Genomic DNA, 26,364 nt, shown 5'->3' with positions numbered 1-26,364 from the left:
ACATACGCCTCGTATGTAAACTTAATTGACATACGAGGCGTATGTCAATTAATATTTTTTGTGATGATTAGCTGGTGAAATATATGTCTGTTCGTGAAAGAAAAATGGCGGAAACCCGCAAAAAACTAATTGAAGTAGCACGTCATGCATTTGCGGAATATGGCTATACCGATACTTCAATGGATAAACTCACGGCCGAGGCAGGATTGACTCGTGGGGCGCTTTATCATCATTTTGGCGATAAGCGTGGTTTATTTGCAGCAGTTGTAGAACAAATTGATTCACAGATGGCCGAATATGCCCAGCAGCATCGAGAGCAGCTTGATGATCTTTGGGAAGGATTACTAGTTGAAGGGCAGACTTATATTCAAAATGCTTTGAAGCCTGAATTTCAGCGTATTGTGCTACGTGATGGCCCTGCAGTGTTGGGTGATCCGGCGCATTGGCCAAGTCAAAATAGATGTTTGCAGTCTACTCGTGAGTGCGTTGAACAGCTTTTGATAGAGGAACGAATTAAAATTGTAGATCCAGAAGCAGCAGCAGTGCTTTTAAATGGTGCTGCCATGAATGCAGCCTTATGGGTGGCTTCTAGTGAATATCCTGAACAGGTACTTCCTGAAGCATTAAATGCTTTTCAAATCTTTGCATCAGGTTTTTTAAAAGACGCATAGTGAATTTTTTACTATTTGTCTTAAATGTAAAAACCCCTCAATTGAGGGGTCTTATAGCCTAAGTATATCTAATTAAAAATTAAAGATATTCTACACTTACAACTTCGTATTCAACTTCGCCTTGAGGAGTGGTAATTTTTACTTCATCACCTTCATTTTTACCCAAAAGGCCACGTGCAATTGGTGAATTTACTGAAATTTTATTGATTTTAAAATCAGCCTCATCATCACCAACAATCTTATAAGTCTTACGTTCTTCAGTATCAAGGTTTTCAATCGTTACCGTAACACCGAATACAACACGACCGTTTTGTTCTAAGTCTTTAACATCGATGACTTGTGCAGCACCCAATTTCCCTTCGATATCTTGGATACGGCCTTCACAGAAACCTTGCTGTTCACGAGCAGCATGGTATTCTGCGTTTTCTTTTAAGTCCCCATGTTCACGTGCTTCAGCAATCGCTTGAGTAATACGTGGACGTTCAACAGATTTCAGATGTTGTAATTCTTTCTCTAAGGCGATTTTACCTTCAGGGGTCATTGGATAACGTTGCATTTCGGTCCCTCTTAAGTTGAAAAAAAAAAAAAAAAAAAAAAAAAAAACCCCCCCCCCCGAGAGGGGGGCGGGACTTATCGGAAAAAAATTAACCTACAGTTAAATCTTGCAAGCGGTATACATCCATTGGCAATTTCACAGCAAAGGCTTGGCAAACTGCTTCTGCACCATTGATAGTCGTTGTGTAATAAACTTTGCCTTGGAGGGCAGCACGACGAATCATTGCAGAATCATATTGAGCTTGTTTGCCTTCAGTAGTGTTGACAATAAGGTGTATTTCACCATTTTTCAAGCGGTCAACAATATGTGGACGTCCTTCAGTTACTTTATTTACAGATTCACATTCCAAACCTGCTTCTTTAAGTACTTTATACGTTCCACCTGTTGCTACCAGTTTGAAGCCATAAGCTACGAACTTTTTAGCGATATCAGCAATATATTTCTTATCAGATTCACGAACAGATAAGAAAGCAATCTTTTCTTCGCCTTCAGTTGGTAGACCAGGTAAACGATCATTTGAACCTAGAACGGCTTTATAGAACGCTTCGCCAAATGTCTTACCAACGCCCATTACTTCACCTGTAGATTTCATCTCAGGCCCAAGCATTGGGTCTACGCCTTGGAACTTAGCAAATGGGAAAACAGCTTCCTTCACAGCAAAGTGAGTTGGAATGATTTCTTTAGTAAAGCCTTGAGATTCAAGAGATTGCCCCGCCATACAACGAGCAGCTACTTTTGCTAAAGATTCACCAATACATTTCGATACGAACGGAACAGTACGTGATGCACGTGGGTTTACTTCAAGAACGTAAATATCATCGCCTTTAACTGCGAACTGAACGTTCATCAAACCAACTACACCAAGTTCTTTCGCCATAGCAACTGTTTGACGACGCATTTCATCCTGTACTTCTTTAGAAAGAGAGTAAGGAGGAATAGAACATGCAGAGTCACCAGAGTGAATACCAGCTTGTTCGATGTGCTGCATGATACCGCCGATTACGACATCTTTACCGTCAGATACGCAGTCAACGTCAACTTCAGTTGCATCATCAAGGAAGTGATCAAGAAGAACAGGCGCTTCATTAGAAGCCTGTACTGCTTCGCGAAGGTAACGTTTAAGTTCATCTTCGTTATATACGATTTCCATTGCACGACCACCTAATACATAAGATGGACGAACAACTAACGGATAACCAACTTTCGCAGCTTCAGAGATACCTTCTTCAGCAGATTTTACGATGCTGTTGTTTGGTTGGCGAAGCTGTAAACGTTGAATCATTTGTTGGAAACGTTCACGGTCTTCTGCGCGGTCAATGGCATCTGGAGAAGTACCGATAATAGGAGTACCAGCTTCTTCTAAAGCACGTGCTAACTTAAGTGGAGTCTGACCACCGTATTGTACAATTACGCCTTTTGGCTTCTCAGTACGTACGATTTCAAGAACATCTTCAAGTGTTACAGGTTCGAAGTATAAACGGTCAGATGTGTCATAGTCGGTAGAAACAGTTTCAGGGTTACAGTTCACCATGATTGTTTCATAACCGTCTTCACGCATTGCTAAAGCAGCGTGTACACAGCAGTAGTCAAATTCGATACCTTGACCAATACGGTTTGGACCACCACCAATTACCATGATCTTGTCACGGTTTGATGGATTTGCTTCGCACTCTTCATCGTAAGTTGAATACATATATGCAGTACCGGATTCAAACTCGGCAGCACATGTATCAACACGTTTGTAAACTGGATAAACACCCAAGTTCCAACGTTGCTTACGGAATTGCTTTTGAGAAATACCCATAAGGTTCGCAATACGAAGGTCAGATAAACCTTTACGTTTGAACGAACGGATATTTTCAGCAGTTAGATCACCAAAACCTAAAGTTTTTACTTGAGCTTCTGTCTTAACGATATCTTGAATTTGGATCAAGAACCAACGGTCAATCTTAGTTGCTTCAAATACGTCATCTAAAGAGAAACCATGACGGAATGCATCTGCTACGTACCAAATACGCTCAGGACCCGGAACTTTAAGCTCTTTTAAAATGGTTTCTTTTACGTTTGTTGCACCAGCTTCGATTTTTTCATCAAAACCGCTTACACCAACTTCAAGACCACGTAATGCTTTTTGTACAGATTCTTGGAAGTTACGGCCAATTGCCATGACTTCACCAACAGATTTCATCTGAGTGGTAAGAACTGGTTCTGCTTGTGGGAATTTCTCGAAGTTAAAACGAGGAATCTTTGTTACAACATAGTCGATTGATGGTTCAAAGCTCGCAGGAGTTACGCCGCCAGTGATGTCATTTTTCAATTCATCAAGGGTATAACCAACAGCTAGTTTCGCAGCAATTTTTGCAATCGGGAAACCAGTTGCTTTAGAAGCAAGAGCAGACGAACGAGATACACGAGGGTTCATCTCGATCACAACCATACGGCCGTCTTTCGGGTTAATACCGAACTGAACGTTAGAACCACCTGTCTCAACACCAATTTCACGAAGAACCGCAACTGAAGCATTACGCATCAATTGGTATTCTTTGTCAGTTAATGTTTGAGCTGGTGCTACAGTGATTGAGTCACCTGTGTGAACACCCATTGGGTCAAAGTTTTCGATCGCACATACGATAATACAGTTGTCGTTTTTGTCACGAACAACTTCCATTTCGTATTCTTTCCAGCCAATTAAAGATTCATCAATCAATAACTGGTGAGTAGGAGAGAGGTCGAAACCGCGTTCACAAATTTCAAGGAATTCTTCACGGTTATATGCAATACCGCCGCCTGAACCGCCCATTGTAAATGATGGACGGATAATTACTGGGAAACCAAAGCGAGATTGGATTTCCAAAGCTTCTTCCATGGTTTCAGCAATAGCAGCTTTTGGACATTCCAAACCGATTTTGCGCATAGCGATGTCGAAGAGTTTACGGTCTTCAGCTTTTTCAATCGCTTCTTTCGTTGCACCAATAAGTTCTACGTTGTATTTCGCTAATACGCCGTTTTCATCCAGTGCAAGTGCGCAGTTCAATGCAGTTTGTCCACCCATAGTTGGAAGGACTGCATCTGGACGCTCTTTTTCAATGATTTGAGCAACAGTTTGCCAAGTAATTGGCTCAATGTAAGTTGCATCCGCCATTGAAGGGTCAGTCATAATGGTCGCTGGGTTAGAGTTAACCAAAATAACACGATAGCCTTCTTCACGAAGTGCTTTACATGCTTGAGCACCTGAGTAGTCAAACTCACATGCCTGTCCAATCACAATCGGGCCAGCACCAATAATTAAGATGCTTTTAATATCCGTACGTTTAGGCATTATTCGCTCCGTAATTACTGTTTAGATGCTTCGATAAGTTCGATGAAGTGATCGAACAAAGGTGCACAATCATGTGGACCAGGGCTTGCTTCAGGGTGACCTTGGAAGCTGAAAGCTGGTTTGTCAGTACGGTGGATACCTTGTAAGGTGCCATCGAACAATGATTTATGCGTTGCTTTTAAGTTAGCCGGTAATGTCTCTGCATCTACAGCAAAACCATGGTTTTGAGAGGTGATCATCACTGTACCATCTTCAAGATTTTGTACAGGATGGTTCGCACCGTGGTGACCATGATTCATTTTTACAGTTTTTGCACCAGAAGCGAGTGCCAAGATTTGGTGTCCTAAACAGATACCAAATACAGGTAATGTTGTGGTTTCAACAATAGTTTTTACAGCTTCGATAGCGTAATCACAAGCAGCTGGGTCGCCAGGGCCGTTTGAAAGGAATACGCCATCTGGATTAAGTGCTAATACTTTTTCAGCCGGAGTTTCAGCAGGAACAACAGTGAGTTTGCAACCGCGGTCTGCAAGCATACGCAAGATGTTGGTTTTGACACCATAATCGTATGCAACCACGTGGTATTTTAACTCAGGTTGAGTAAAGCCTTTACCTAATACCCATGAACCTTCAGACCATTCAAAGCCTGTTGGATCACAGCACTCTTTTGCAAGGTCTAAACCATTTAAACCACCAAAAGCGCGAGCTTTAGCAATTGCTTCTTCTTCAGTAATATTTTCGCCGGCAAGGATGCAACCATTTTGTGCACCTTTATCACGTAAAATACGAGTAAGTTTACGTGTGTCAATATCAGCAATTGCAACAACATTGTGTGCTTGCAGATATTCACTTAATGATTGCTCAGAACGGAAGTTGCTGTGTAATAGTGGAAGGTCACGAATAATTAAACCATTCGCCCATACTTTATGGATACGACCAGATTCAACGTCTTCTTCGTTGCAACCAGTGTTACCAATATGAGGGTAAGTTAATGTCACAATTTGTTGTGCATAACTTGGGTCAGTCAAAATTTCTTGATAGCCTGTCATGGCTGTGTTAAAAACGACTTCTCCAGTCGTACTTCCCGTTGCGCCGATTGACGTTCCTTTAAAGATCGTTCCATCTGCGAGGGCTAAAATGGCGGGGGTGCTCAAACCAAAGCTCCTGAATTTCGGCTGTAAAAAAGCGAGTAGACCTAAAAAAGATAGGCAATGTTCTAAAAAAACATGCCCCTCCCTATCGGTCTGCCCGCTTGTAACTTAACAGCGCATTATACGCATGGAACCCTAAAAAGTCTATTTATTTTCGATTAAAAAATATAATTCCTTGCTTGCTTTTTGCAAAAAAACTCATCCGCTTGTCTGAAATTGATACTTTTAGCAAATTGTCTAACAATCTGGTGCCTGAAATAAGCCAATTCCACTTATTGTAATACTAGCTAAAAAATAAACAATATGAGGAAATAGCATGAGCAATAATCAAGTTTCAAAAGATATAGCTGAGAATGCTTCGTCTGTAGCAGAGACGGTTAAAGCCGAAGTAACTGAAGCAAAAGAAGCTGTAGCGAAAACAACAACTCGAGCTAAAAAAGCAGTGAGTACAAAAGCAACACAGGTAAAAGAAGTTGTAGCTGAAAAAACAGAACAGGTGAAAGAAGTCGCTCATGAAGCAACTTCGCAAGTTAAAGAAGCTATTGCAGAAACTCAAGAACAAGTTAAAGCTGTAATTACCGAGACTGAAGAAAAAATTGAGGCTGAAACTCAAGAATTGAATCAGAATATTCAAAACCAGTTTGCTCAGATTAAACAAGATATTTTACAACGTCTTGATGTGATTAAAGCTCAGTTCAATACTTCTCAAGAAGGACTAAATGAACTGAAAAATACATTAAAAGCTGAAATTAATGCATTAATTGAAGATTTAACGAAAGTGACTAAAGAACTTAAGGGTGACATTAGTCAAATTTCTTTAAAACATAAAGATTCTTTAAGTGAAAGTTTAAAACGCACTAAAAATAATGCGGTTGAGGCTTGGAACAAAGCAAGAGATCACTAAGAATTGAAGAATAAAATTCAATAAAAAAGCGAGAATTAATTTCTCGCTTTTTTATTTTTTTAAAACTGATGCAGCCAATCACGTTTATTGTGAAAATCAGCATTTTTGCCACTATGCTGCATTGCATAGTACTGCATACCATCTTTTGTTTTTAAAACAGCAGTTAAACCTAAATAAAGGTTTGCCCATTTCAAACGGTGCTGTTGCATAAACTGACCTAAATCAAGACTTACATTTAAACCATAATGGGTACGCTTGAGATGATTTAGTTCGATATCGTAAGCAACGAGGGGAGGCATGCTTTCTGGATATCGATATTCTTCAAACTGGTAGGTCTGCCATGCTTGAGAAGGGGAAAGGTTAATTTCCCGGTAGAAATCTTCATCATGCACGCCGATAAAAATTTCAAAACAAGTATCTTCCCACAAAAAATCTTGACGAGGATGAGCCGCGACTTCTTGGGGCCAGATAATAAGTTGGTTTGGATCACGAATCCAAAAACCCACATTTAATGTATGCGGGGCTTGCTGTTCAATTGCGCCAACAACAGAAACAGCATGAAAACGATCAAAAGCTGAAAGTTCGTAACTTGCCATAAGTAGTCAATAAGTTAGTTTGCTAAGTGAGCGTGACGAACGAGGTTAGATAAGTGTTGGTTTTGCTTAGCTGCTTTTTTGTAGAGTAAAACGATTTTACCAATTTTCTGCACAGCTTCAGCGCCAGTTGCTTCTACAATTGCATCAATTACAGCTGCGCGAGCTTCACGGTCTTCACCAGCAATTTTTACTTTGATGAGTTCATGATCATTTAAAGCACGAAGCGTTTCTTCGATTACAGCATCTGTTAAGCTTTGTCCACCAATCATGACAACCGGATTAAGCACGTGACCAATTTGACGTAAACGTTTACGTTCATGAATAGATAAAGCGGCCATTAAAAATACCTGATTTTAAAAACGACTTAGTATAGCAAAAAACTTAAAATCAAATGTACGAAAAACTGTATAAATAATCGATCAACATTATTGGAAAAAAACTGTAAAAGTTATTGAGATTACGTTACATCCGTACTGTAATGAGAGTAATTTTCACGTACAATGAGCAATCAGAAGTTTTTTTGATATTTAGTGAGTTATGGCAACACGCATCACAAACCAAAAATTGTCTAAAAGTAGTCGTGCGTGGATGAGGGAACATCTAGACGATCCTTTTGTAAAAAAAGCACAAAAGGAAGGATATCGTGCACGAGCAGCCTATAAACTTCTTGAAATTCAAGAAAAATATAAGTTGATCAAGCCAGGCATGACAGTGGTTGATTTGGGAGCAGCTCCTGGGAGTTGGTCGCAAATTGCTGGGAAACTTGTTGGTAGCAAGGGTTTAGTTATTGCTTCCGATATTTTACCTATGGATGCTTTGCCGGATGTCACTTTCTTACAAGGCGACTTCAGAGAAGAAGCTGTATTTGAAAAATTGTTAAATATTTTAAACGGAAGACAAGTAGACATTGTAATTTCTGATATGGCCCCCAATACATCAGGTAATAGGGCTGTTGATCAACCTCGACAGATTTACTTGTGTGAACTTGCTTTAGACTTTGCTCAGAAAGTCTTGGGTCCAAATGGACAGTTTGTTGTTAAAGTGTTCCAAGGCGCAGGATTTGATGAGTTTCGTAAACAAGTCGTTGATAGTTTTGATGTGTTAAAAACAGCAAAACCAGCAGCTTCTCGGGCACGATCTAAAGAAGTTTTTTTGGTTGGACAAGGGCGTAAGAAAGCATTGCAATAAAGTTTACTTGCCAAGCTCCTAAAAATTGTGCATTTTGTATCTTTTAGGTTATCCGCAAGCAAGACAATTGCTGTTTTTAAGACGATCGGCCAAGATTGGGCATGATCAAATTAGATCGATATGGGAATAAAGCTTTGAGCGATTACTTCAAGAATGCCGTATTGTGGCTAATAATACTGGGTGTTCTGATTTTAATTTTCAGTAATATCAGTGACCGCAATAAGCCTACTGCAATGAAATATTCAGATTTTGTTGCAGCGGTGAATGCTGGCCAAATTAAGCAAGTCACGATTGACGGTTTAAATATTAGTGGTGAAAAAACTAACGGATCTCAGTTTGAAACTGTTCGTCCGCAAGTTGAAGACACTGAACTTATGCCAAGCTTAAACAAGCAAAATGTTGTTGTAGAGGGCACAGCACCACAACGTCAAGGCATTTTGATGCAACTTCTCATTGCTAGTTTCCCTGTACTGTTAATCATTCTGTTATTTATGTTCTTTATGCGTAACATGGGTGGTGGTGCAGGCGGTAAAAATGGTCCGATGAGTTTTGGTAAATCGAAAGCGAAAATGCTTTCAGAAGACCAAATCAAAGTGACTTTTGCTGACGTTGCTGGTTGTGATGAAGCCAAACAAGAAGTTGTGGAAATTGTAGATTTCTTAAAAGATCCTGCAAAATTCAAACGCTTGGGCGCTACGATTCCACGTGGTATACTTATGGTTGGTCCTCCAGGTACTGGTAAAACGTTATTAGCCAAAGCAATTGCTGGTGAAGCAAAAGTTCCATTCTTTAGCATTTCTGGTTCTGACTTTGTTGAAATGTTTGTGGGTGTGGGTGCGTCCCGTGTCCGTGACATGTTTGAACAAGCAAAACGTCATGCACCATGTATCATTTTTATCGATGAGATTGATGCAGTAGGCCGTCACCGTGGTTCGGGTACAGGTGGTGGACATGATGAGCGTGAGCAAACCTTGAACCAAATGCTCGTAGAGATGGATGGTTTTGAAGGTAATGAAGGCGTAATCGTTATTGCTGCGACTAACCGTGTTGACGTATTGGATAAAGCATTATTACGTCCAGGACGTTTCGACCGTCAAGTTATGGTTGGTTTACCTGACATCCGTGGTCGTGAACAAATACTGAATGTGCATTTGAAAAAATTGCCTTCAGTTACTGGTGTAGATGTTAAAGTTTTATCTCGTGGTACCCCTGGTTTCTCTGGTGCTCAGCTGGCAAACCTTGTAAATGAAGCTGCTTTGTTTGCTGCTCGCCGTAATAAGAACACTGTCGATATGCATGACTTTGAAGATGCAAAAGACAAGATCTATATGGGTCCTGAACGTAAATCAATGGTTTTACGTGAAGAAGAGCGTCGTGCAACTGCTTACCATGAAGCTGGACATGCAATTGTTGCTGAGATTTTACCGGGTACTGACCCTGTGCATAAGGTAACAATTATGCCGCGTGGTTGGGCTTTAGGTGTAACTTGGCAGTTACCTGAACAAGATCAGATTAGCCACTATAAAGACAAAATGTTGAATGAAATTGCAATTTTGTTTGGTGGACGTATTGCTGAAGAAGTTTTCATTCAGCAACAATCGACTGGTGCTTCAAATGACTTCGAACGTGCTACAAAAATGGCTCGTGCGATGGTAACGAAGTACGGTATGTCTGACAAAATGGGTGTTATGGTTTACGAAGATGAAAACCAAAATGGATTCTTCGGTAACGTAGGTAGCCGTACAATTTCTGAAGCTACTCAACAGCAAGTTGATCAGGAAGTACGCCGTATTTTAGATGAACAGTATAAAGTTGCTCGTGATATCTTGGAAAATAATAAAGATATCGCACATGCAATGGTTAAAGCTTTGATGGAATGGGAAACTATTGATCGCGATCAAATCCGTGACATCATGGAGGGTCGTGAGCCTCAACCACCTAAAGTTTATATTGCTGAAAATCCGGTATCTGCGTTTGAACCACCAAAAGATGGTCCATCTACTCCACCGCCATTACCAGCAATGAATTAAGTTAATTAATAAAAAAGCCACAATCATGTGGCTTTTTTATTTGTCTTAAATTTCGATAAAGCTGAAAGAAATCGACAGCATGTAAAGCATACTTGTTAAAATAGCTGCTGATTTCGAACCGGAGCTTTTTATGCAGTTAATTTCTTTACCTAAGCAGATTTTACAGTGTGGACAGCTTCAATTAGATTTATCTCAGCCTCATGTCATGGGTATCTTAAATGTTACCCCAGATTCTTTTAGTGATGGCGGTAAGCATAACCAATTAGACCAAGCGGTTGATTATGCACTGAGTATGATTGAGCAAGGTGCGACTATTATTGATATTGGGGGAGAATCTACCAGACCTGGTGCCTCAGAAGTTGCAGTAGAAGAAGAGGTGCGCCGTGTGGTACCTGTTGTGGAAGCTTTATCTCATCATAATATTATTTTATCGATCGACACGAGCCAGCCAGAAGTTATTCGCGCAGCAAAAGCAGTAGGCGCACATATCTGGAATGATGTTCGCGCCTTAACACGTCCTAATGCTTTAAAAACCGCTGTAGAGCTAGATATCCCTGTGGTGATTATGCATATGCGTGGTGAGCCAACCACAATGAATCAGTTGGATCAATACGCTGATGTAACACTTGATGTGATGCAAGAGTTGCAACAACGTATTGATGAGGCTTTGGCTGTTGGGGTAAAAAAGCACAACATTATTGTTGACCCCGGATTTGGTTTTGCAAAAAATGCTCAGCAAAATTTAAAACTATTAAAAGAATTTTGGAAACTTAATGAATTGGGCTATCCAATTTTATCTGGTCTTTCTCGTAAACGGTTTATCGGGGAAGCTTTAAAAGGTGCTGCCGCTGATCAACGTGCTGTCGGAAGTGTTACTGGGCATTTGCTTAGTATTCAACAAGGAGCATCCATTGTCAGAGCACATGATGTAAAAGCAATGCATGACGCTATCTCGGTTTGGCAAGCTATGCAACAAGCTTGAAATTCCCTTGTATAAATAGACTAGGGTATGGGTGTCTTAAATAAAGTGGATGAGTGAGTCGGGTAAAAATCTCGTGATTTTTGTGAAAATATGTTATAAGCGGCAAGTTTTTGCTGTTGTGTAATCTTTTGTATGTTCGAAGACCTACTTCTCCCGATGTTTGATGATGAATATTATCCAGATATTTTGGTCGCTGAACTTAAGCAGCTCATTGAACAATTTGCTAAAAAAGTTCAAAAGCCTGCTTTAGCTGATCAAGATGTTTATCGATATGCTCATCAGACTATAAGTGAAATTAATGAAATGAAACCCCAGTTTGAAGATCTAGATTCATCGCTTGATGATAGTGCTGCTGATTATATTGCGGAGGCAATGATGATGGTGGTGCAAGATGCAGGATTTTTAGATCTTGAAATGGAAGAGCTGGTTATGAATCGAGAGTGGTAATTACTCTCGATTTTCAAAGCTTTCAAGTGCATCTAATAAATGACATGAAGACCCTAAATGAACTTCATCTATTTTCTCAACTTCCAATATTAAATTTCCATTCTGCTGTACTTTGACATCTGCTAATAAGCTTACCCAATATTTTTTCTCTTTCTGCTGTAATGCTTTTAATTGAGTAATCACATCTTGAGAAGCTTCAATTAAATAGTCATCTTGAGTGATAGAGCAGCGTATAAAATGCCAATATTTATTTTTAAATAGGATAGTGCCGTTAAAAATATCTCCAGCATTTATAGAAGGTATAAAGAGTAGAGAGGATATAAATATTAATATTCTTATCATGGGATCATTTTCATTAGGCATAAAAAAACCAGCTTACGCTGGATTCATTGTAGCACCAAATTCAATAGTTGAAAATGGTGCCCGGGGCCGGACTCGAACCGGCACGCTTTGAGGGCGGGGGATTTTAAATCCCCTGTGTCTACCTATTTCACCACCCGGGCATGTGCGCAATAATAGAGGACAAGTGCGCGATTGGCAAGAGAAAATCGGAGAGTTTGCTTTATTTTCAATCAGTTCTTATCGGTATTTATATAAATTAACCAATTTTTGTCATGATTTGTTCATCAAACTGAGATCAGCTGTTCATGTTATGTACTTAAGTTTAAGGCACTCATTGCTTAAAACTTAGAGAATTTTATGTCAGAGAAAATTTCACGCCGAGAATTAATTCAAAAAAGTCTATTCGGTTTTGGGGCTTTATCTATACCTATTGCTTTTACAGGTTGTAACGATGGCTCAGATGATGAAAGTCCAGAAATACAAGCAGATTTTCTTCATGGTGTCGCAAGCGGGGACCCACTACAAGATAAAGTTATTTTGTGGACACGAGTAACACCGACAGACTCTGGGGTGCGCTTAAAAGTTGTATGGGAAATTTCAACCGATAATCAGTTTAAACAAAATTTAAAGACGGGAATGGTTGAAACAAGCAAGACTGATGACTTTACAGTGAAAGTTGATGCAGCTGGGTTACAAGCAGATACGGTGTACTACTACCGTTTTAAATTTGGTAGTAAAGTCTCACCAGTAGGACAGACGAAAACATTACCAACTTCTACGAATAAAGTGAGCTTTGCAGTATGTTCTTGCTCGAATTATCCTGCGGGTTACTTTTATGTCTATCGGGAAATGGCTAAACAGAATGTCGATGTCATTATCCATTTGGGGGACTATATCTATGAATATGGTGCAGATGGTTATGCGGCGGAAGATGCGATAAAGCTTGGGCGTATGCTACCTGCTGATAATAATAAAGAAATTATTAAATTAGAGGATTATCGCAAACGTTATGCACTTTATCGTCAGGATAAAGATTTGCAAGCTGCTCATCAGCGTCATCCTTTTATTGTAATTTGGGATGATCACGAACTAGCGAATGATGCTTGGCGTGAGGGTGCGGAAAATCATCAAAGCGATGAAGGGTCTTTTTCAGATAGAAAATTAGCTGCTCTACAAGCTTATTTTGAATGGATGCCAATTCGCCCAGTCTCTAGTTCTGACCATTTAAATATTTATCGTCAGTTTAACTTTGGTTCACTTGTCCAATTAACCATGCTAGATACGCGTATTATTGCGCGTGATAAGCAGCTTGAATACAAAGACTATATGACAGCCTCTGGTTTGGATATTGCCAAATTTCAGGCAGATTTAACTAATCCAGCGCGTACTTTAATGGGTTATACGCAAAGAGATTGGCTGGTCGATAAATTAAAGCAATCTACAGCTACATGGAATGTTGTTGGGCAGCAAGTCTTGATGAGTAAAATGTGGATTCCAGCTGAGCTATTGGCATCTTTAGGGCAAATTACTTCAGGGGGAACTTCGCCTGAAACACTTGCTAAAATGAATACACAAATCACCGAGTTGGTTACTTTAAAACTTCGTTTGCAACAAAATGATCCAACATTAACAGCTCAAGAAAAAGCAAGAATTATGACGGTGGCACCATACAATTTAGATGCTTGGGATGGTTACTATGCTGAGAGAGAGTTTGTATATGACAAATTGGCAGAGTTTAATAAAAAGATCATTGTGTTAGCGGGGGATACTCATAACGCATGGGCATCTTATTTATATAGCCAGAAAGGAAAGTATATTGGAGTTGAATTGGCGACTAGTTCTGTATCGTCTCCAGGTTTAGAAAAATATTTAAGTATTCCACTGGCTCAACTGCAACAGTTTGAATTTGCTTTTACTACATTAATTGATGAATTGGCCTACTGTAATTTAAATCAACGAGGATACTTATTGGTTACTCTAGATCAGGCACAAGTTCATTCTGAGTGGAGATTTGTAGATTCAATTAAAAATACCGAATATCAGATAGATTCAAGCCGACAAAACGATATTGTATTGGATCTAAATTTGATGCCGTTAAAACAAGATCAAAAGACTGCTTGAAACTATAGAAAAGTAGAGGGTTGCTGAGGTAACCCTTTTTTTAGGCATAAAAAAACCAGCTTACGCTGGATTCTTTATGACACCATATTCAGTACTTGAAGATGGTGCCCGGGGCCGGACTCGAACCGGCACGCTTTGAGGGCGGGGGATTTTAAATCCCCTGTGTCTACCTATTTCACCACCCGGGCTTTACCAAATTTGGAGGCGGAGGTCGGAATCGAACCGGCGTCCACGGAGTTGCAGTCCGCTGCATGACCACTCTGCCACCCCGCCTACATTTGGTGATGCACATATTAGCAACCTTTACAAAAAAAACAATACTGTTTTGAGCGAAGATGCACATAAAAACAACATCTAGAATAAAATTGTCGAAATTATCATGTATTATTGGCACATTAAATTCATGTCTACCTTGGAGATGTGCTGTGGCATTGGTTTTAGACGGTCGTGCATTAGCAAAGCAAATTGAAGAAAATTTGTTGGTACGTGTTGAAGCTTTGAAAGCAAAAACAGGTCGTACCCCGATTTTAGCGACTATTTTGGTTGGAGATGATGGTGCTTCTGCAACTTATGTACGTATGAAAGGAAATGCCTGCCGTCGAGTAGGTATGGATTCATTAAAAATCGAATTACCACAAGAAACCACAACAGAACAATTATTAGCTGAAATCGAAAAGCTTAATGCCAATCCAGATGTTCACGGTATTCTTTTACAACATCCAGTTCCTGCACAAATTGATGAGCGTGCGTGTTTTGATGCGATCTCATTAGCAAAAGATGTAGATGGTGTAACTTGCCTTGGTTTTGGCCGTATGGCGATGGGTGAGGCTGCATATGGTTCAGCAACTCCTGCGGGTATCATGACAATTCTTAAAGAAAACAACATCGAAATTGCTGGTAAACACGCGGTTGTGGTTGGCCGTTCAGCAATTTTAGGTAAACCAATGGCAATGATGTTGTTACAAGCAAATGCAACAGTAACGATTTGTCATTCACGTACACAAAACTTACCTGAGCTTGTGAAACAGGCTGACATTATTGTTGGTGCTGTAGGTAAAGCTGAACTTATTCAAAAAGACTGGATTAAACAGGGTGCAGTTGTTGTAGATGCTGGTTTCCACCCACGTGATGGAGGCGGTGTAGGCGATATTCAATTACAAGGTATTGAAGAAATTGCTTCTGCTTATACACCAGTACCGGGTGGTGTTGGTCCAATGACCATTACTACTTTGATTCGCCAAACTGTAGAAGCTGCTGAAAAAGCTTTAGGTTAATTTAATTTATTCACGACGGCGTCCTACCGTTTAACGCAAATGTTAGGAGCTCGTATGTTACTTTTCTTTCGGGAAAAGTAACCAAAACCATTTGTCATCCGCAAAACTCGTCAGCTACTGGTTAGCTATAGATGAGTCGCAGAAACATTTTAGTTTAATGTAGTCCTACCTCGAACAATTGCGGATGACGTTAACGCGTATCAAATAGTAATTGTAAATTGTTGAGCTTATTTATGAGCTGCACCTTTCAACTGTCTAAAGCCCCTGAACATTTACTTCAAGCCCTACATGAAGTCATTCCTCATTGTGAATTAATGGCACAACAGTTGCCAGAAACTCCAATTTCTTTATGGTTGATTCCTCCAGTTTTTCCAACTGATCGTTTAGATGACGAAGTTATTCGCCGTATCTGGAATGACACGCCGTATTGGATTTTCTGTTGGGCATCAGGTTTGGCGATGGCTCAGTGGATACTTGCAGAGCCGCACCATGTTAAAGATAAAGTGGTGTTAGATTTCGGAGCAGGTTCTGGTGTAGTGGCAATTGCTGCGAAAATGGCAGGAGCAAAACGCGTAATCTGCTGTGATATTGATCAGGTTAGTCTAAATGCTTGCCGTGAAAATGCTTTACTTAATGATGTAGAGCTCGAATATCTGGATGATTTATATAAAGCTGAGCAGGTTGATGTTTTACTCGCTGCTGATGTGTTATATGACCAATGTAACCGCTTTTTCTTAGACGAATTTTTAAAATTTGCACCAGAAGTATGGGTAGCCGATAGCCGTGTTAAAAATTTTAGTCATCCAAAATATGAAAAAATTGAAGAAAGAAGTGCGACAACGTGGCCAGATTTGGATGAAGCAAAAGAATTTAGAAATGTAAGTTTTTATAAGACGCTGTAAAAGAACAGCGTCTTTTTTATGTTATGAACAAGTATAACGAACAACTTTCAATGTACTTGGGCGTGCTTCAAGTGCTTGGCGTGTCGCATAATCTTCACCATTATTTAAGCTAGGTGTATTTGATAAGCCAAAAGACGCGCGAGTTTCACCGAGTTGAATTCCATAATGCTCATCTTTAGCTGGATTAGGAATTTCGTTGATGCTTAAAATTGATAATTTATAAACTTTCTGGGCACCTAACACATTCTGACAAGCACGTTGTAATTTGCGCTCATCAAGTTGCTGGTTACTACGGCCAGCTAAAGTATAAGCTAGAGTCGCTGAAGTTTTAGTTTGGTTTTCAATCTGATAGCCAGTTGAACCATTATATTGTCGAGGCGTAGTCTGACAAGCAGTTAAAATAAACATACTACTTAATGCCAAACATAAAATACTTTTATTCATCAGTATCGTCCTTATTTTCTTATACGCAGTATCTCATAAAATAGAAGCGTTGTTTGTGGTTATTCACTAGTTTAGAGCTAACATCGGCTCATGATATTAGCTCTAATAAAAATATTAATGTTCTTTGATTTTTGAATGATGTTTGGTGTCTTTCATAAAGATATAAATCAGCAATGAAATGAAAATCATAATACTGACATAAATGAAATACCAAGATTCATGACCAGCTTCTTTAAAACTTAATGCGAAGAATTCGGCTGTTCCTCCAAATAAAGTGTTTGCAATTGCATAAGGGAGAGCTACGCCCAAAGCACGAATATGTGCTGGGAAAAGTTCAGCTTTCACGACAGCATTAATTGAAGTGTAGCCAGTCACCATGATCAGGCCCCCAAAGCATAACCAGAATGCAGTCCAGTAGTTATGCGTGTTTGCGAGAGCATCAAATAAAATATATGTGAATAAAACACCTGTTACCCCGAAGAAAATCATCAGTGGTTTACGCCCAATTCGATCTGATAATGCCCCCGCCAATGGCTGTAAACACATAAAAATAAATAATGCTAAAGTAGTAATTTGAGTCGCTTCAGGTTTGGTAAAACCAGATGTATTGACTAAATATTTTTGTAGATAGGTGGTGTAAGTATAAAAAGCGAGTGTACCACCAGCAGTTAAGAACAATACTGTAAAAGCTTCTTTAGGATAATGCTTAAATAAAGCAAACATTCCTGATTTTGGCTGATCTGTCTCTGTTTGAGCATTTTTAAAAGATTGTGTTTCTAATAGCCCACGGCGAATACGGAATACCACAATTGCTAAAAGTGCACCAATGAAAAAGGGAATACGCCATCCCCAGTCATGCAATTGCTGCTCGGTGAGTACCATTTGCAAGATGAGTAGTACACATAAAGCTGTAAGTTGTCCTGCAATTAAGGTGACATATTGGAAGCTTGAGAAAAAACCACGACGGTTCTTTTCAGCCATCTCACTTAAATATGTCGCACTTGCACCGTATTCACCACCTACACTTAAGCCTTGAATTAAACGTGCAATAACCAAAAGTAATGGTGCAAATACGCCAATACTTTCGTAGGAAGGGGTAACCGCAATGAGTAGAGAGCCAACACACATTAAGGTGACAGAAAGCGTAAGGCCAGCTTTACGTCCTTTACGGTCTGAATAAATCCCCATTATCCATGCGCCAATCGGACGCATAAGGAAGCCTACTGCAAAAATTGCAGCTGCTTGAAGAAGTTGAGCAGTTTGGCTCCCTTTTGGGAAAAAAGCATGAGCAAAATAGAGCGTAAATGCGGCATATACATACCAGTCGTACCATTCGACAAGGTTGCCAGCAGAACCGCCCAAAATTGATTTTAGACGGGTTTTTGTATCTAAATTAGAATGTGGAGGTGTTGCGGTAGAAGGTTGATCAACCATGAGTCGCTCCATGTTTCGCTTGGGTTGAATGCTATAGAAGAGAAGATTTATTCCGTTTTTACATATTATCTAGAGGAGTATTTCACTTTATTTTTTTTATGTCTGTAAAACAATGTTTATTATTTAAGCAAAGGAATAAGTTGAATATTTATGTGATTTCAAATTAGCCGATCAGTTCATTTTTATAAGCTTACTCGGATTTTTAGAATATTATTTTTTCCCAAGTAGTAAAAACCGATAAAGAATGAGTAATGTTTGGGCGAAGAAAACCTATATCCCTTAAAAATAATGATATATTCCAAAGAAAATTTTAAATAAATACAGTTAGGCATAATGTCTTTGCATTGTGGACTAGATGTGTGTGGATAATGAAAGGGACATTCAGATGTCAAATTGCCCAAAGAAATATATTGTTGCTTTTGATCAGGGCACAACAAGCTCAAGAGCAATTGTTTTAGATCATAATGCAAATGTTGTCAGTATTGCTCAAAGAGAGTTTACTCAGATTTACCCTCAGCCGGGCTGGGTTGAACATGATCCAATGGAAATTTGGGCAACTCAAAGCGCTGTGTGGGTAGAGGCTTTGGCTCAAGCAGGCATCAAGAGTGAGCAAGTTGCAGCAATTGGGATTACAAACCAGCGAGAAACCACCATTGTCTGAGATAAAAAAACAGGTAAGCCGATTTACAATGCGATTGTTTGGCAGAGCCGACAGACGACTGAAATTTGTAATCAATTGCATAAAGCAGGTTGGCAAGAATATATTCGTAAAACCACAGGCTTAGTGATTGATCCATATTTTTCGGCCACAAAAATTAAATGGATTTTAGATCACGTGGAAGGCAGCCGTGAGCGTGCTGAGCGAGGAGAGTTGTTGTTTGGTACGGTGGATACGTGGCTCATTTGGAAACTAACCAATGGCGCTGTTCATGTCACTGATTTTACCAATGCTTCACGGACTATGCTGTTTGATATCGAAAAGCTTGAATGGGATGAAAAACTTTTACAAGCTTTAGATATTCCTAGAGCAATGCTACCTGCGGTACGTAGTTCATCTGAGGTCTATGGGTATACACATACCATTAGTGGCCAAGAAGTAGGTATTCCTATTGCGGGAATCGCGGGTGATCAACAGGCTGCACTTTTTGGTCAAATGTGTGTTGAGTCAGGACAGGCTAAAAATACCTATGGTACAGGCTGCTTTCTACTCATGAACACAGGTAAGAAGATTGTTCGTTCAGAGCATGGATTACTGACCACTATTGCATGCGGTGCAAGCGGTGAAGTGAATTATGCTTTAGAAGGTGCCGTGTTTAATGGTGGCTCTTGTGTACAGTGGTTACGCGATGAATTAAAGGTTATTAAGAACGCTAAAGATTCTGAGCATTATGCAACACGAGTAAAAGACAGTAATGGTGTATATGTCGTTCCAGCTTTTACCGGATTGGGGGCACCGTATTGGGACCCGACAGCACGCGGAGCAATTTTTGGTCTGACGCGTGGGGCTAGTATTGAACATATTATTCGTGCAACTTTAGAGTCCATTGCTTTTCAAACTCGAGATGTTTTAGATGCTATGCAGCAAGATGCAGAAGAAGAACTTCGTACGCTCCGTGTTGATGGTGGCGTAACGGAAAATAACTTCTTGATGCAATTTCAGTCTGATATTTTAGCAACCCCTGTAGAACGTCCAATAATGAAAGAAACCACTGCTTTGGGCGCAGCTTTCCTTGCAGGTTTAGCAACGGGTTTCTGGCAAGATCTGCACGAGTTAAGAAATAAATCTGCCATAGAAAAAGTTTTTGAACCCAAAATGTCTGCTGAACAATCTGAGTTTATTTATAAGGGTTGGTTGAAAGCAGTGAAACGCAGTCAAAGTTGGGCTGAGGATTGATTTGTTCTTTAATGAGTTAAATTAAAAGTAGAGTAATTAATTAGCGGCTCAATGTTTATTTATTCAAAATTGATTATTCTACTTTTTTGATTGTTGTTTCATCAATTTGATGTTTTAATTTTTATAAGATCAACAATAAAAAGAATATGAGAAATGACAGTACAAACTAATGATTATTCAAAAGTATATGATATTGCTGTAATTGGTGGCGGTATTAATGGAGTGGGTATTGCCAACGATGCAGCAGGCCGTGGACTATCGGTATTTTTGTGTGAAAAAGATGATTTAGCCAGTCACACCTCATCTGCTAGCAGTAAATTAATTCATGGTGGTCTACGCTATTTAGAACATAAAGAATTCAGGTTAGTCAGAGAAGCATTAGCAGAGCGAGAAGTGTTGTTGGCGAAAGCGCCACATATTATTGCACCAATGCGTTTTATTATGCCTCATAGACCGCATTTGCGTCCTGCATGGTTAATTCGAGCGGGCCTATTTTTTTATGATCATTTGGGAAAACGAGAAAAATTATTAGGTTCAAATCTGATTTATTTCAAAGAAGATAGTCCCTTAAAACCAGCGATAACGCGTGGCTTTGAATATTCTGACTGTACTGTAGATGATGCACGTCTTGTGGTGTTAAATGCGCTACAAGCTAAAGAGCAGGGTGCCAAAGTCGTGACACGAACACGATGTGTTAAGGCTTATAAAGAACAAGAACTTTGGTATTTGGAACTACAAAGTGGAGCAGAGGTTTATCAGATACGTGCAAGAGCTTTAGTAAATGCAGCTGGTCCTTGGGTTGAAGAAATTATTAGTGAAAATCTAAATTTAAGATCTCCTTATCAAGTCCGATTGATCCAAGGAAGCCATATTGTTGTGCCAAAGCTATATGACTGTCATAAGGCTTTTATTATGCAAAACGAAGACCGACGGATCGTTTTTGCAATTCCTTATTTAGAAAAATATACCCTCATTGGTACAACAGATCAGGAATACACAGGTGATCCACAAAAGGTAGAGATTACTGATGTAGAAATAGATTACCTTTTGACAGTGACAAATTCACATTTTAAAAACCAGTTAACGCGAGCAGATATTGTAAGTCAGTACTCAGGTGTACGTGCTTTATGTGATGATGAGTCTGATAACCCTTCGGCAATTACCCGCGACTATACTTTGGCACTACAGACGGAAGATAAAACGGCACCATTGTTATCGGTATTTGGTGGCAAGATTACGACTTATCGGAAACTGGCTGAGACCGCTTTAGAGCATTTGTCTCCGTTCTTTAGTGAAATGGCAGAGGAGTGGACTGCCAATGAACCATTACCCGGTGCTGAGAACTGGACTACATTAGATGATTTAATCAACCAGATTCAATTAAGTGTAAATGGAGTTTCAGAATCCCTTGCCAAACGTTGGGCACATGCATATGGCACAAGAGTTTGGAACATGCTTCATGAACGAAATAGTATAGAACAATTGGGGCAAAATTTTGGTCATGATTTATTTGAATGTGAAGTTAAATATTTATGCGAATATGAGTGGGCAAATACTGCAGAAGACATACTCTGGCGAAGATCTAAATTAGGTTTGGCGTTTAATGAAAAACAGGTAAAAGTGTTAGAAGCTTACTTATCTGAACGTCGACTAAAAGATGATGCCGCATAATAAAAAAGGCCGCATAAAGCGGCCTTTTTTATATTTAGCAATTAGAAGCCAGTTTTTACAGCTTCAAGTAATGCTGCTTGACGTTCTTTTAATGCTTTTGGTAAGCGCTCGCCAAGTTTATTGAATAACTCAGTGTGGCTTTCAATTTCAGTAACCCACTGGTCTTTATCTTGAGTAGTGATAAGGTCAAATTGTTCTTTACTGAACTCAGTGCCTTTCCAGTTCAAGTCTTCATATGTTGGAACAAAACCGATTGGTGTTTCAACAGCGTTTGCACGACCTTCACAGCGGTCAATGATCCACTCAAGAACACGCATGTTTTGACCGAAACCAGGCCATACAAAGTTGCCTTCAGCATCACGACGGAACCAGTTTACGTTGAAGATTTTCGGTAATTTGTTGCCAGAAGCTTCAGCTTTCTCGCTTACTTTTGCACCAAGGCTTAACCAGTGGTCAAAGTAGTCAGCCATGTTATAGCCAGCAAATGGAAGCATCGCGAATGGGTCACGACGAACGATACCTTGTTGACCAACAGCAGCAGCAGTAGTTTCAGAACCCATAGTTGCCGCTTTATATACACCGTCAACCCAGTCAAAAGCTTCAGAAACTAAAGGAACTGTATCTGCACGACGACCACCGAAGATGAATGCAGAAATTGGAACACCTGCTGGGTTTTCCCAGTCAGCATCGATAGATGGACATTGACCAGCTGCAACAGTGAAACGAGCATTTGGATGTGCTGCTTTTTCGCCGTTTACGTGAGGTTGACCTTTCCAGTTTGTTAAGTTTGATGGAACTTCTTTAGAAAGACCTTCCCACCATACTTGACCATCTTCAGTTACTGCTACGTTTGTATAGATAACATCTTTATGAAGTGTTGCCATACAGTTCGGGTTAGTCTTGGTATTTGTACCAGGAGCTACACCGAAGAAACCAGCTTCAGGGTTAATCGCATATAAACGCCCGTCTTCACCTGGTTTGATCCAAGCAATATCGTCACCTACAGTTTCGATTTTCCAACCTTCATAACCTGCTGGTGGAATTAACATTGCAAAGTTTGTCTTACCACAAGCAGATGGGAATGCAGCAGCGATGTAGTGTTTTTCACCTTGAGGGTTAGTCACACCAAGAATAAGCATGTGTTCAGCTAACCAACCTTGTTCGCGTCCCATGACAGAAGCGATACGAAGAGCTAAACATTTTTTACCAAGTAATGCGTTACCGCCGTAACCAGAACCGAAAGACCAGATTTCACGAGTTTCTGGGTAATGAACGATATATTTCTCTGGGTTACAAGGCCATGCAACGTCTTTTTGACCTTCAGCAAGTGGAGCACCTACTGTGTGTACACAAGGAACAAATTCGCCGTCTGTACCTAATACATCATAAACAGCTTTACCCATACGTGCCATTTTGCGCATGCTAACAGCAACATAAGGAGAATCAGTTAACTCGATACCGATATGAGCAATATGGCTACCTAAAGGACCCATAGAGAAAGGAACAACGTACATCGTACGGCCTTTCATTGAACCTTCAAATAAACCATTTAATTTTTCACGCATAACAGCTGGATCTTCCCAGTTGTTTGTCGCACCAGCATCTTCTTTATTTTGAGAGCAGATGTAAGTACGATCTTCAACACGCGCAACGTCAGATGGGTCAGAATTTGCAAGATAAGAACCAGGATGTTTTTCTTGGTTTAATTTCTGCATGGTGCCGTTAGCGATCATCAAGTCGATTAGACGTTGATACTCTTCTTCGCTTCCGTCACACCATTCGATTTTTGCTGGTTTGGTTAAGTTTGCAATTTCTTCAACCCATGCTATAAGCTTAGGATGACGAACGAATTCTGGTGCGTTCACTGTGGTCATGGTGAGGCCTATTCAAAATATGTACAACGTACAAGTCTATTCATTGGGGTACAATGAAAGATCAAATAAAAAAGTGGCTGTATTAAAGCATAAAATCATAAAAAAAATAAGACTAAAGACTAACAATTAGATATTTGGAATTCCGATTGTTTTTATTTAAAAATCATTTGCTTATGATATTTTATATGGTTTTTGCTTTTATATTTTTATGTTATATGTGTGTTATTTACTTAAGTTATTTTATTTAAAATCAATAAATTAACTCTTAAATTTTTTTTGAGAATTATTATTGATTAAACAAATGAAGATCATTCAAAATTTACATAAAGAGACTTTTAATAGGTGATTTTATATACAAAATAGAATAAACATCTTACTTTACGATAATAAAATGCGGCCCTTGAAACCTCTTTCGATCATCTATAACGAAAAATCAGGATTTCACGCTTCAAAACATGAAGATGTTTATGAGCAACTGATGACTGTATTTACTGAACATGGTTTTGAAATACAAGTATTTGAATTAAATGAAAATACATTGTTCGATGATCTGATGAATAATGTTATTCATCGGCATTCACAAAACGAAAATATAGGGGTGGTTGTTGCAGCTGGTGGGGATGGCACATTAAATGCTGTTGCATCTAAACTTAAGAATACTTCTATTCCAATGGGAATCTTGCCTTTAGGTACTTTTAACTATGTCGCTAAAGTTTTAGATATTCCGCTAGATCTTTTAGAAGCAGCAGAAGTGATTGCTACAGGCATTCCTCGGTCAGTACATATAGCAGCAATCAATGATCATATTTATTTAAATAATGCTAGTTTAGGACTATATCCACTCTTTATCAAAAAGCGCGAACTCTACAATAAATATTTAGGAAGGCTTCCTTTACATGCCTATACATCAGCTTTAGATGTTTTGTTAAGAGAAAATAAGTCAATGAAGCTATCTATAACCGTAGATGGTAAAAAATATCCCGTTAAAGCACCTCTTATTTTCTTTGGGAATAATCAATTACAACTATGTGATATGAAACTTAGAATTGCAGAATGTGCAGCACAGGGACGAGTTGCTGGAGTTGTAATTACAAAAAGTGATAAGCTGAGTTTACTGAATATGCTTTGGCAGTGGATTCAAGGTAAAGTTGAAGATGCCCAAGATGTATATAGTTTTTGTGCAGATCATGTTGTAGTCGAATGTGCAAAAAAATCGAAACTTACAGTTGCTTTAGATGGTGAAATCATAGAGATGAAACCACCTTTAAATTTCACTGTAGAAAAAAATGCTTTAAATATAATGGTGCCGAATGTTATTACATCTGTCTGATTTACACTTTGGAACGGAAAAACAAGAGTGTTTAGAGGCAATTAGGCACTTCTGTATTCAGCAACAGCCTGAAGTAATTGTTGTAAGTGGAGATATTACTCAACGTGCCAAATACGAACAATTTTTTAAATGTCGGCAATATTTAGATAGTCTCAATATTCCTTATTTAGTGGTGCCAGGCAACCACGACATTCCTTTGTATCATGTCTGGAATCGTTTTTTTTCTCCATTTACTCGTTATCGATATTTTTTTGGTGAACTGGAGCCAACTTTAGAAACCGAACATTTTTATATTGTTGGTGTAAATAGCATACGCCGTCGTTACCATACGCGTGGTCATATTTCGATTGAACAAATTCAAGATACTTATGAGCGTTTACAAAAAGGGCCTAAAGATAAATTAAAGCTAGTGGTTTTCCATCAACCTTTTTATACACCACCCGATAATAAGCATGGAATAAAGGATTGTCCGGTTTTAGGAAAAATCGCCTTAGAGAAGTGGAGTACAACTGGATTATTCGGAATGCTGCATGGTCATCTTCATAAAACGGCTATATATGATTTAACTCAAATTTACCATCTGGAAATAGATCATCCTATTTATGATATTCATGCGGGTACAGCAACTTCTACTCGTTTATATCATCATAATCCAAATAGCTTTAATACGGTTTCAAATACAGGAAAGATTCAGCATTATTGGTTTAATGAACAGCAGGCTGAATTCACTACAGATTGATTTGGCTTAGATGAGATTAAATATTTGATTGTTTAAAAAATATTCAAAAAACAGAAAAATTTTTCTTATTTCCCCTTGAAGCCATTTTTTTCATCCCCACAAAAGTGACATCTAAATATTTTGTTATTGCTCTGGATTAAAGCAATAACGATTAATCAAAAAGACTAAGTCTGATGGAGTTAATTATGAGCAACATTCGTCCATTACATGATCGCGTTGTGATTCGTCGCGTAGAAGAAGAAACCAAAACTGCTGGCGGTATTTTATTGCCAGGTTCTGCTGCTGAAAAGCCATCTCAAGGTGAAGTAATTGCAGTAGGTAATGGTCAAATCACTGATAACGGCGTACGTGCTTTGGATGTTAAAGTTGGTGACAAGGTGTTATTTGGTACTTATGCAGGTACAACAGTTAAAGTAAACGGTGAAGAACTCTTAATTATGAAAGAGTCAGACATCTTAGCTGTATTAGAAGGCTAATCGATCCATAACTCAATTC

General features: G+C 39.2%; 21 protein-coding genes, 3 tRNA genes and 2 pseudogenes. 14 read left to right on the top strand and 12 right to left on the bottom strand.

All coding sequences use genetic code 11. From position 1 onward, the window contains the following. Positions 1–83 precede the first annotated feature (83 nt). Positions 84–681, top strand: a pseudogene (locus J671_RS17295) (TetR/AcrR family transcriptional regulator); the annotation flags it as partial. Between the two features lie 69 nt (positions 682–750). On the opposite strand, the gene greA reads toward J671_RS17295, so the two are convergent. The 3 genes from greA to carA form a co-directional block, all read right to left on the bottom strand. Further along, positions 751–1,227, bottom strand: coding sequence for a transcription elongation factor GreA (gene greA / locus J671_RS17290; protein ID WP_002048557.1), 477 nt, complete (start codon positions 1,225–1,227; stop codon positions 751–753). Positions 1,228–1,315: 88 nt separating this feature from the next. Further along, on the bottom strand, positions 1,316–4,546 hold the full coding sequence (gene carB / locus J671_RS17285) for a carbamoyl-phosphate synthase large subunit (protein ID WP_004707343.1): 3,231 nt from the start codon (positions 4,544–4,546) through the stop codon (positions 1,316–1,318). Positions 4,547–4,560: 14 nt separating this feature from the next. Continuing rightward, on the bottom strand, positions 4,561–5,700 hold the full coding sequence (carA, locus tag J671_RS17280) for a glutamine-hydrolyzing carbamoyl-phosphate synthase small subunit (protein ID WP_000106446.1): 1,140 nt from the start codon (positions 5,698–5,700) through the stop codon (positions 4,561–4,563). Positions 5,701–6,013: 313 nt separating this feature from the next. On the opposite strand from carA, the gene J671_RS17275 reads away from it, so the two are divergent. Further along, entirely contained in the window at positions 6,014–6,601 is a 588-nt protein-coding gene (locus tag J671_RS17275; protein WP_002048572.1) for a flagellar basal body-associated protein FliL, read from the top strand. Positions 6,602–6,660: 59 nt separating this feature from the next. On the opposite strand, the gene J671_RS17270 is transcribed toward J671_RS17275, so the two are convergent. Together J671_RS17270 and J671_RS17265 are read right to left on the bottom strand one after the other, a co-directional pair. Further along, positions 6,661–7,197 carry a DOMON-like domain-containing protein gene (locus J671_RS17270; RefSeq protein ID WP_004707346.1) on the bottom strand — a complete coding sequence of 179 codons (537 nt, stop codon included), beginning with the start codon at positions 7,195–7,197 and terminating at the stop codon, positions 6,661–6,663. Positions 7,198–7,211: 14 nt separating this feature from the next. Then, positions 7,212–7,535 carry a YhbY family RNA-binding protein gene (locus tag J671_RS17265; RefSeq protein ID WP_031982952.1) on the bottom strand — a complete coding sequence of 108 codons (324 nt, stop codon included), beginning with the start codon at positions 7,533–7,535 and terminating at the stop codon, positions 7,212–7,214. 199 nt (positions 7,536–7,734) lie between these two features. Here J671_RS17265 and rlmE point away from each other — a divergent pair, with 199 nt between their 5' ends. The 4 genes from rlmE to J671_RS17245 all read left to right on the top strand — a co-directional run bounded on the left by rlmE (position 7,735) and on the right by J671_RS17245 (position 11,844). Further along, on the top strand, positions 7,735–8,385 hold the full coding sequence (gene rlmE, locus J671_RS17260; protein WP_000235573.1) for a 23S rRNA (uridine(2552)-2'-O)-methyltransferase RlmE: 651 nt from the start codon (positions 7,735–7,737) through the stop codon (positions 8,383–8,385). A gap of 134 nt (positions 8,386–8,519) precedes the next feature. After that, positions 8,520–10,415 (top strand): ATP-dependent zinc metalloprotease FtsH, encoded by a 1,896-nt coding sequence (ftsH, locus tag J671_RS17255; protein WP_031982950.1) that lies wholly within the window; start codon positions 8,520–8,522, stop codon positions 10,413–10,415. A 130-nt stretch (positions 10,416–10,545) separates the two neighbouring features. Beyond that, positions 10,546–11,397, top strand: coding sequence for a dihydropteroate synthase (folP, locus tag J671_RS17250; RefSeq protein ID WP_031982949.1), 852 nt, complete (start codon positions 10,546–10,548; stop codon positions 11,395–11,397). 132 nt (positions 11,398–11,529) lie between these two features. Beyond that, positions 11,530–11,844 carry a DUF5713 family protein gene (locus tag J671_RS17245; RefSeq protein ID WP_004707350.1) on the top strand — a complete coding sequence of 105 codons (315 nt, stop codon included), beginning with the start codon at positions 11,530–11,532 and terminating at the stop codon, positions 11,842–11,844. Here J671_RS17245 and J671_RS17240 read toward each other — a convergent pair whose 3' ends face one another. After that, positions 11,845–12,186, bottom strand: a complete 342-nt coding sequence (locus J671_RS17240; protein WP_200004095.1) for a hypothetical protein — start codon at positions 12,184–12,186, stop codon at positions 11,845–11,847. Positions 12,187–12,261: 75 nt separating this feature from the next. Beyond that, positions 12,262–12,347: transfer RNA gene (locus tag J671_RS17235), tRNA-Leu, on the bottom strand. Between the two features lie 196 nt (positions 12,348–12,543). Here J671_RS17235 and J671_RS17230 point away from each other — a divergent pair. Then, positions 12,544–14,307 (top strand): alkaline phosphatase D family protein, encoded by a 1,764-nt coding sequence (locus J671_RS17230; RefSeq protein WP_031982945.1) that lies wholly within the window; start codon positions 12,544–12,546, stop codon positions 14,305–14,307. Positions 14,308–14,409: 102 nt separating this feature from the next. Here J671_RS17230 and J671_RS17225 read toward each other — a convergent pair. Together J671_RS17225 and J671_RS17220 are read right to left on the bottom strand one after the other, a co-directional pair. Next, positions 14,410–14,495 (bottom strand) — tRNA-Leu (locus J671_RS17225). Between the two features lie 11 nt (positions 14,496–14,506). Next, a tRNA-Cys gene (locus J671_RS17220) sits at positions 14,507–14,580 on the bottom strand. Positions 14,581–14,732: 152 nt separating this feature from the next. Here J671_RS17220 and folD point away from each other — a divergent pair. Then, positions 14,733–15,581: a bifunctional methylenetetrahydrofolate dehydrogenase/methenyltetrahydrofolate cyclohydrolase FolD gene (gene folD, locus J671_RS17215; protein WP_001229846.1), complete on the top strand. Its 849-nt coding sequence runs from the start codon at positions 14,733–14,735 to the stop codon at positions 15,579–15,581. 233 nt (positions 15,582–15,814) lie between these two features. Beyond that, on the top strand, positions 15,815–16,483 hold the full coding sequence (locus tag J671_RS17210) for a class I SAM-dependent methyltransferase (protein WP_001278008.1): 669 nt from the start codon (positions 15,815–15,817) through the stop codon (positions 16,481–16,483). Positions 16,484–16,504: 21 nt separating this feature from the next. Here the strand turns inward: J671_RS17210 and J671_RS17205 are convergent, their stop codons facing one another. Continuing rightward, on the bottom strand, positions 16,505–16,927 hold the full coding sequence (locus J671_RS17205; RefSeq protein WP_001043188.1) for a hypothetical protein: 423 nt from the start codon (positions 16,925–16,927) through the stop codon (positions 16,505–16,507). 114 nt (positions 16,928–17,041) lie between these two features. Then, a complete protein-coding gene (locus J671_RS17200) occupies positions 17,042–18,373 on the bottom strand; it encodes an MFS transporter (protein WP_080593569.1) in 1,332 nt (443 codons plus the stop codon). Between the two features lie 373 nt (positions 18,374–18,746). Between J671_RS17200 and glpK the strand changes: the two are divergent. Next, positions 18,747–20,255, top strand: a pseudogene (glpK, locus tag J671_RS0104755) (glycerol kinase GlpK). 153 nt (positions 20,256–20,408) lie between these two features. Beyond that, the gene (gene glpD, locus J671_RS17195) at positions 20,409–21,926 is read left to right on the top strand and encodes a glycerol-3-phosphate dehydrogenase (RefSeq protein ID WP_031982944.1); all 1,518 of its coding nucleotides are present in this window, start codon (positions 20,409–20,411) and stop codon (positions 21,924–21,926) included. A 41-nt stretch (positions 21,927–21,967) separates the two neighbouring features. On the opposite strand, the gene J671_RS17190 is transcribed toward glpD, so the two are convergent. After that, positions 21,968–23,800 carry a phosphoenolpyruvate carboxykinase (GTP) gene (locus J671_RS17190; protein ID WP_004707365.1) on the bottom strand — a complete coding sequence of 611 codons (1,833 nt, stop codon included), beginning with the start codon at positions 23,798–23,800 and terminating at the stop codon, positions 21,968–21,970. Positions 23,801–24,191: 391 nt separating this feature from the next. On the opposite strand from J671_RS17190, the gene J671_RS17185 reads away from it, so the two are divergent. From J671_RS17185 to J671_RS17175, 3 genes are all read left to right on the top strand, one after another. Further along, positions 24,192–25,130 carry a diacylglycerol/lipid kinase family protein gene (locus tag J671_RS17185; RefSeq protein WP_004885536.1) on the top strand — a complete coding sequence of 313 codons (939 nt, stop codon included), beginning with the start codon at positions 24,192–24,194 and terminating at the stop codon, positions 25,128–25,130. Next, positions 25,111–25,869 carry a metallophosphoesterase family protein gene (locus J671_RS17180; protein WP_002048510.1) on the top strand — a complete coding sequence of 253 codons (759 nt, stop codon included), beginning with the start codon at positions 25,111–25,113 and terminating at the stop codon, positions 25,867–25,869. Before J671_RS17185 ends, J671_RS17180 begins: the two co-directional genes overlap by 20 nt. A 185-nt stretch (positions 25,870–26,054) precedes the next feature. Next, a complete protein-coding gene (locus tag J671_RS17175; RefSeq protein ID WP_000065579.1) occupies positions 26,055–26,345 on the top strand; it encodes a co-chaperone GroES in 291 nt (96 codons plus the stop codon). Positions 26,346–26,364 lie beyond the last annotated feature (19 nt).

It is taken from the genome of Acinetobacter sp. 1130196, assembly GCF_000588095.1.
In the GTDB taxonomy this organism is placed as follows: Bacteria; Pseudomonadota; Gammaproteobacteria; order Pseudomonadales; family Moraxellaceae; genus Acinetobacter; species Acinetobacter nosocomialis.
Note: the sequence above shows the minus strand (reverse complement) of the source record. Positions and strands in the feature narration are given on the sequence as shown.

Excerpts from the sequence above, each read along its gene's own strand:
- greA (WP_002048557.1), bottom strand. The coding sequence starts at position 1,227 with ATGCAACGTTATCCAATGACCCCTGAAGGTAAAATCGCCTTAGAGAAA.
- carB (WP_004707343.1), bottom strand. The coding sequence starts at position 4,546 with ATGCCTAAACGTACGGATATTAAAAGCATCTTAATTATTGGTGCTGGC.
- J671_RS17275 (WP_002048572.1), top strand. The coding sequence starts at position 6,014 with ATGAGCAATAATCAAGTTTCAAAAGATATAGCTGAGAATGCTTCGTCT.
- J671_RS17270 (WP_004707346.1), bottom strand. The coding sequence starts at position 7,197 with ATGGCAAGTTACGAACTTTCAGCTTTTGATCGTTTTCATGCTGTTTCT.
- J671_RS17265 (WP_031982952.1), bottom strand. The coding sequence starts at position 7,535 with ATGGCCGCTTTATCTATTCATGAACGTAAACGTTTACGTCAAATTGGT.
- rlmE (WP_000235573.1), top strand. The coding sequence starts at position 7,735 with ATGGCAACACGCATCACAAACCAAAAATTGTCTAAAAGTAGTCGTGCG.
- folP (WP_031982949.1), top strand. The coding sequence starts at position 10,546 with ATGCAGTTAATTTCTTTACCTAAGCAGATTTTACAGTGTGGACAGCTT.
- J671_RS17245 (WP_004707350.1), top strand. The coding sequence starts at position 11,530 with ATGTTCGAAGACCTACTTCTCCCGATGTTTGATGATGAATATTATCCA.
- J671_RS17240 (WP_200004095.1), bottom strand. The coding sequence starts at position 12,186 with ATGATAAGAATATTAATATTTATATCCTCTCTACTCTTTATACCTTCT.
- J671_RS17230 (WP_031982945.1), top strand. The coding sequence starts at position 12,544 with ATGTCAGAGAAAATTTCACGCCGAGAATTAATTCAAAAAAGTCTATTC.
- J671_RS17210 (WP_001278008.1), top strand. The coding sequence starts at position 15,815 with ATGAGCTGCACCTTTCAACTGTCTAAAGCCCCTGAACATTTACTTCAA.
- J671_RS17205 (WP_001043188.1), bottom strand. The coding sequence starts at position 16,927 with ATGAATAAAAGTATTTTATGTTTGGCATTAAGTAGTATGTTTATTTTA.
- J671_RS17200 (WP_080593569.1), bottom strand. The coding sequence starts at position 18,373 with ATGGAGCGACTCATGGTTGATCAACCTTCTACCGCAACACCTCCACAT.
- glpD (WP_031982944.1), top strand. The coding sequence starts at position 20,409 with ATGACAGTACAAACTAATGATTATTCAAAAGTATATGATATTGCTGTA.
- J671_RS17190 (WP_004707365.1), bottom strand. The coding sequence starts at position 23,800 with ATGACCACAGTGAACGCACCAGAATTCGTTCGTCATCCTAAGCTTATA.
- J671_RS17185 (WP_004885536.1), top strand. The coding sequence starts at position 24,192 with ATGCGGCCCTTGAAACCTCTTTCGATCATCTATAACGAAAAATCAGGA.
- J671_RS17180 (WP_002048510.1), top strand. The coding sequence starts at position 25,111 with ATGTTATTACATCTGTCTGATTTACACTTTGGAACGGAAAAACAAGAG.
- J671_RS17175 (WP_000065579.1), top strand. The coding sequence starts at position 26,055 with ATGAGCAACATTCGTCCATTACATGATCGCGTTGTGATTCGTCGCGTA.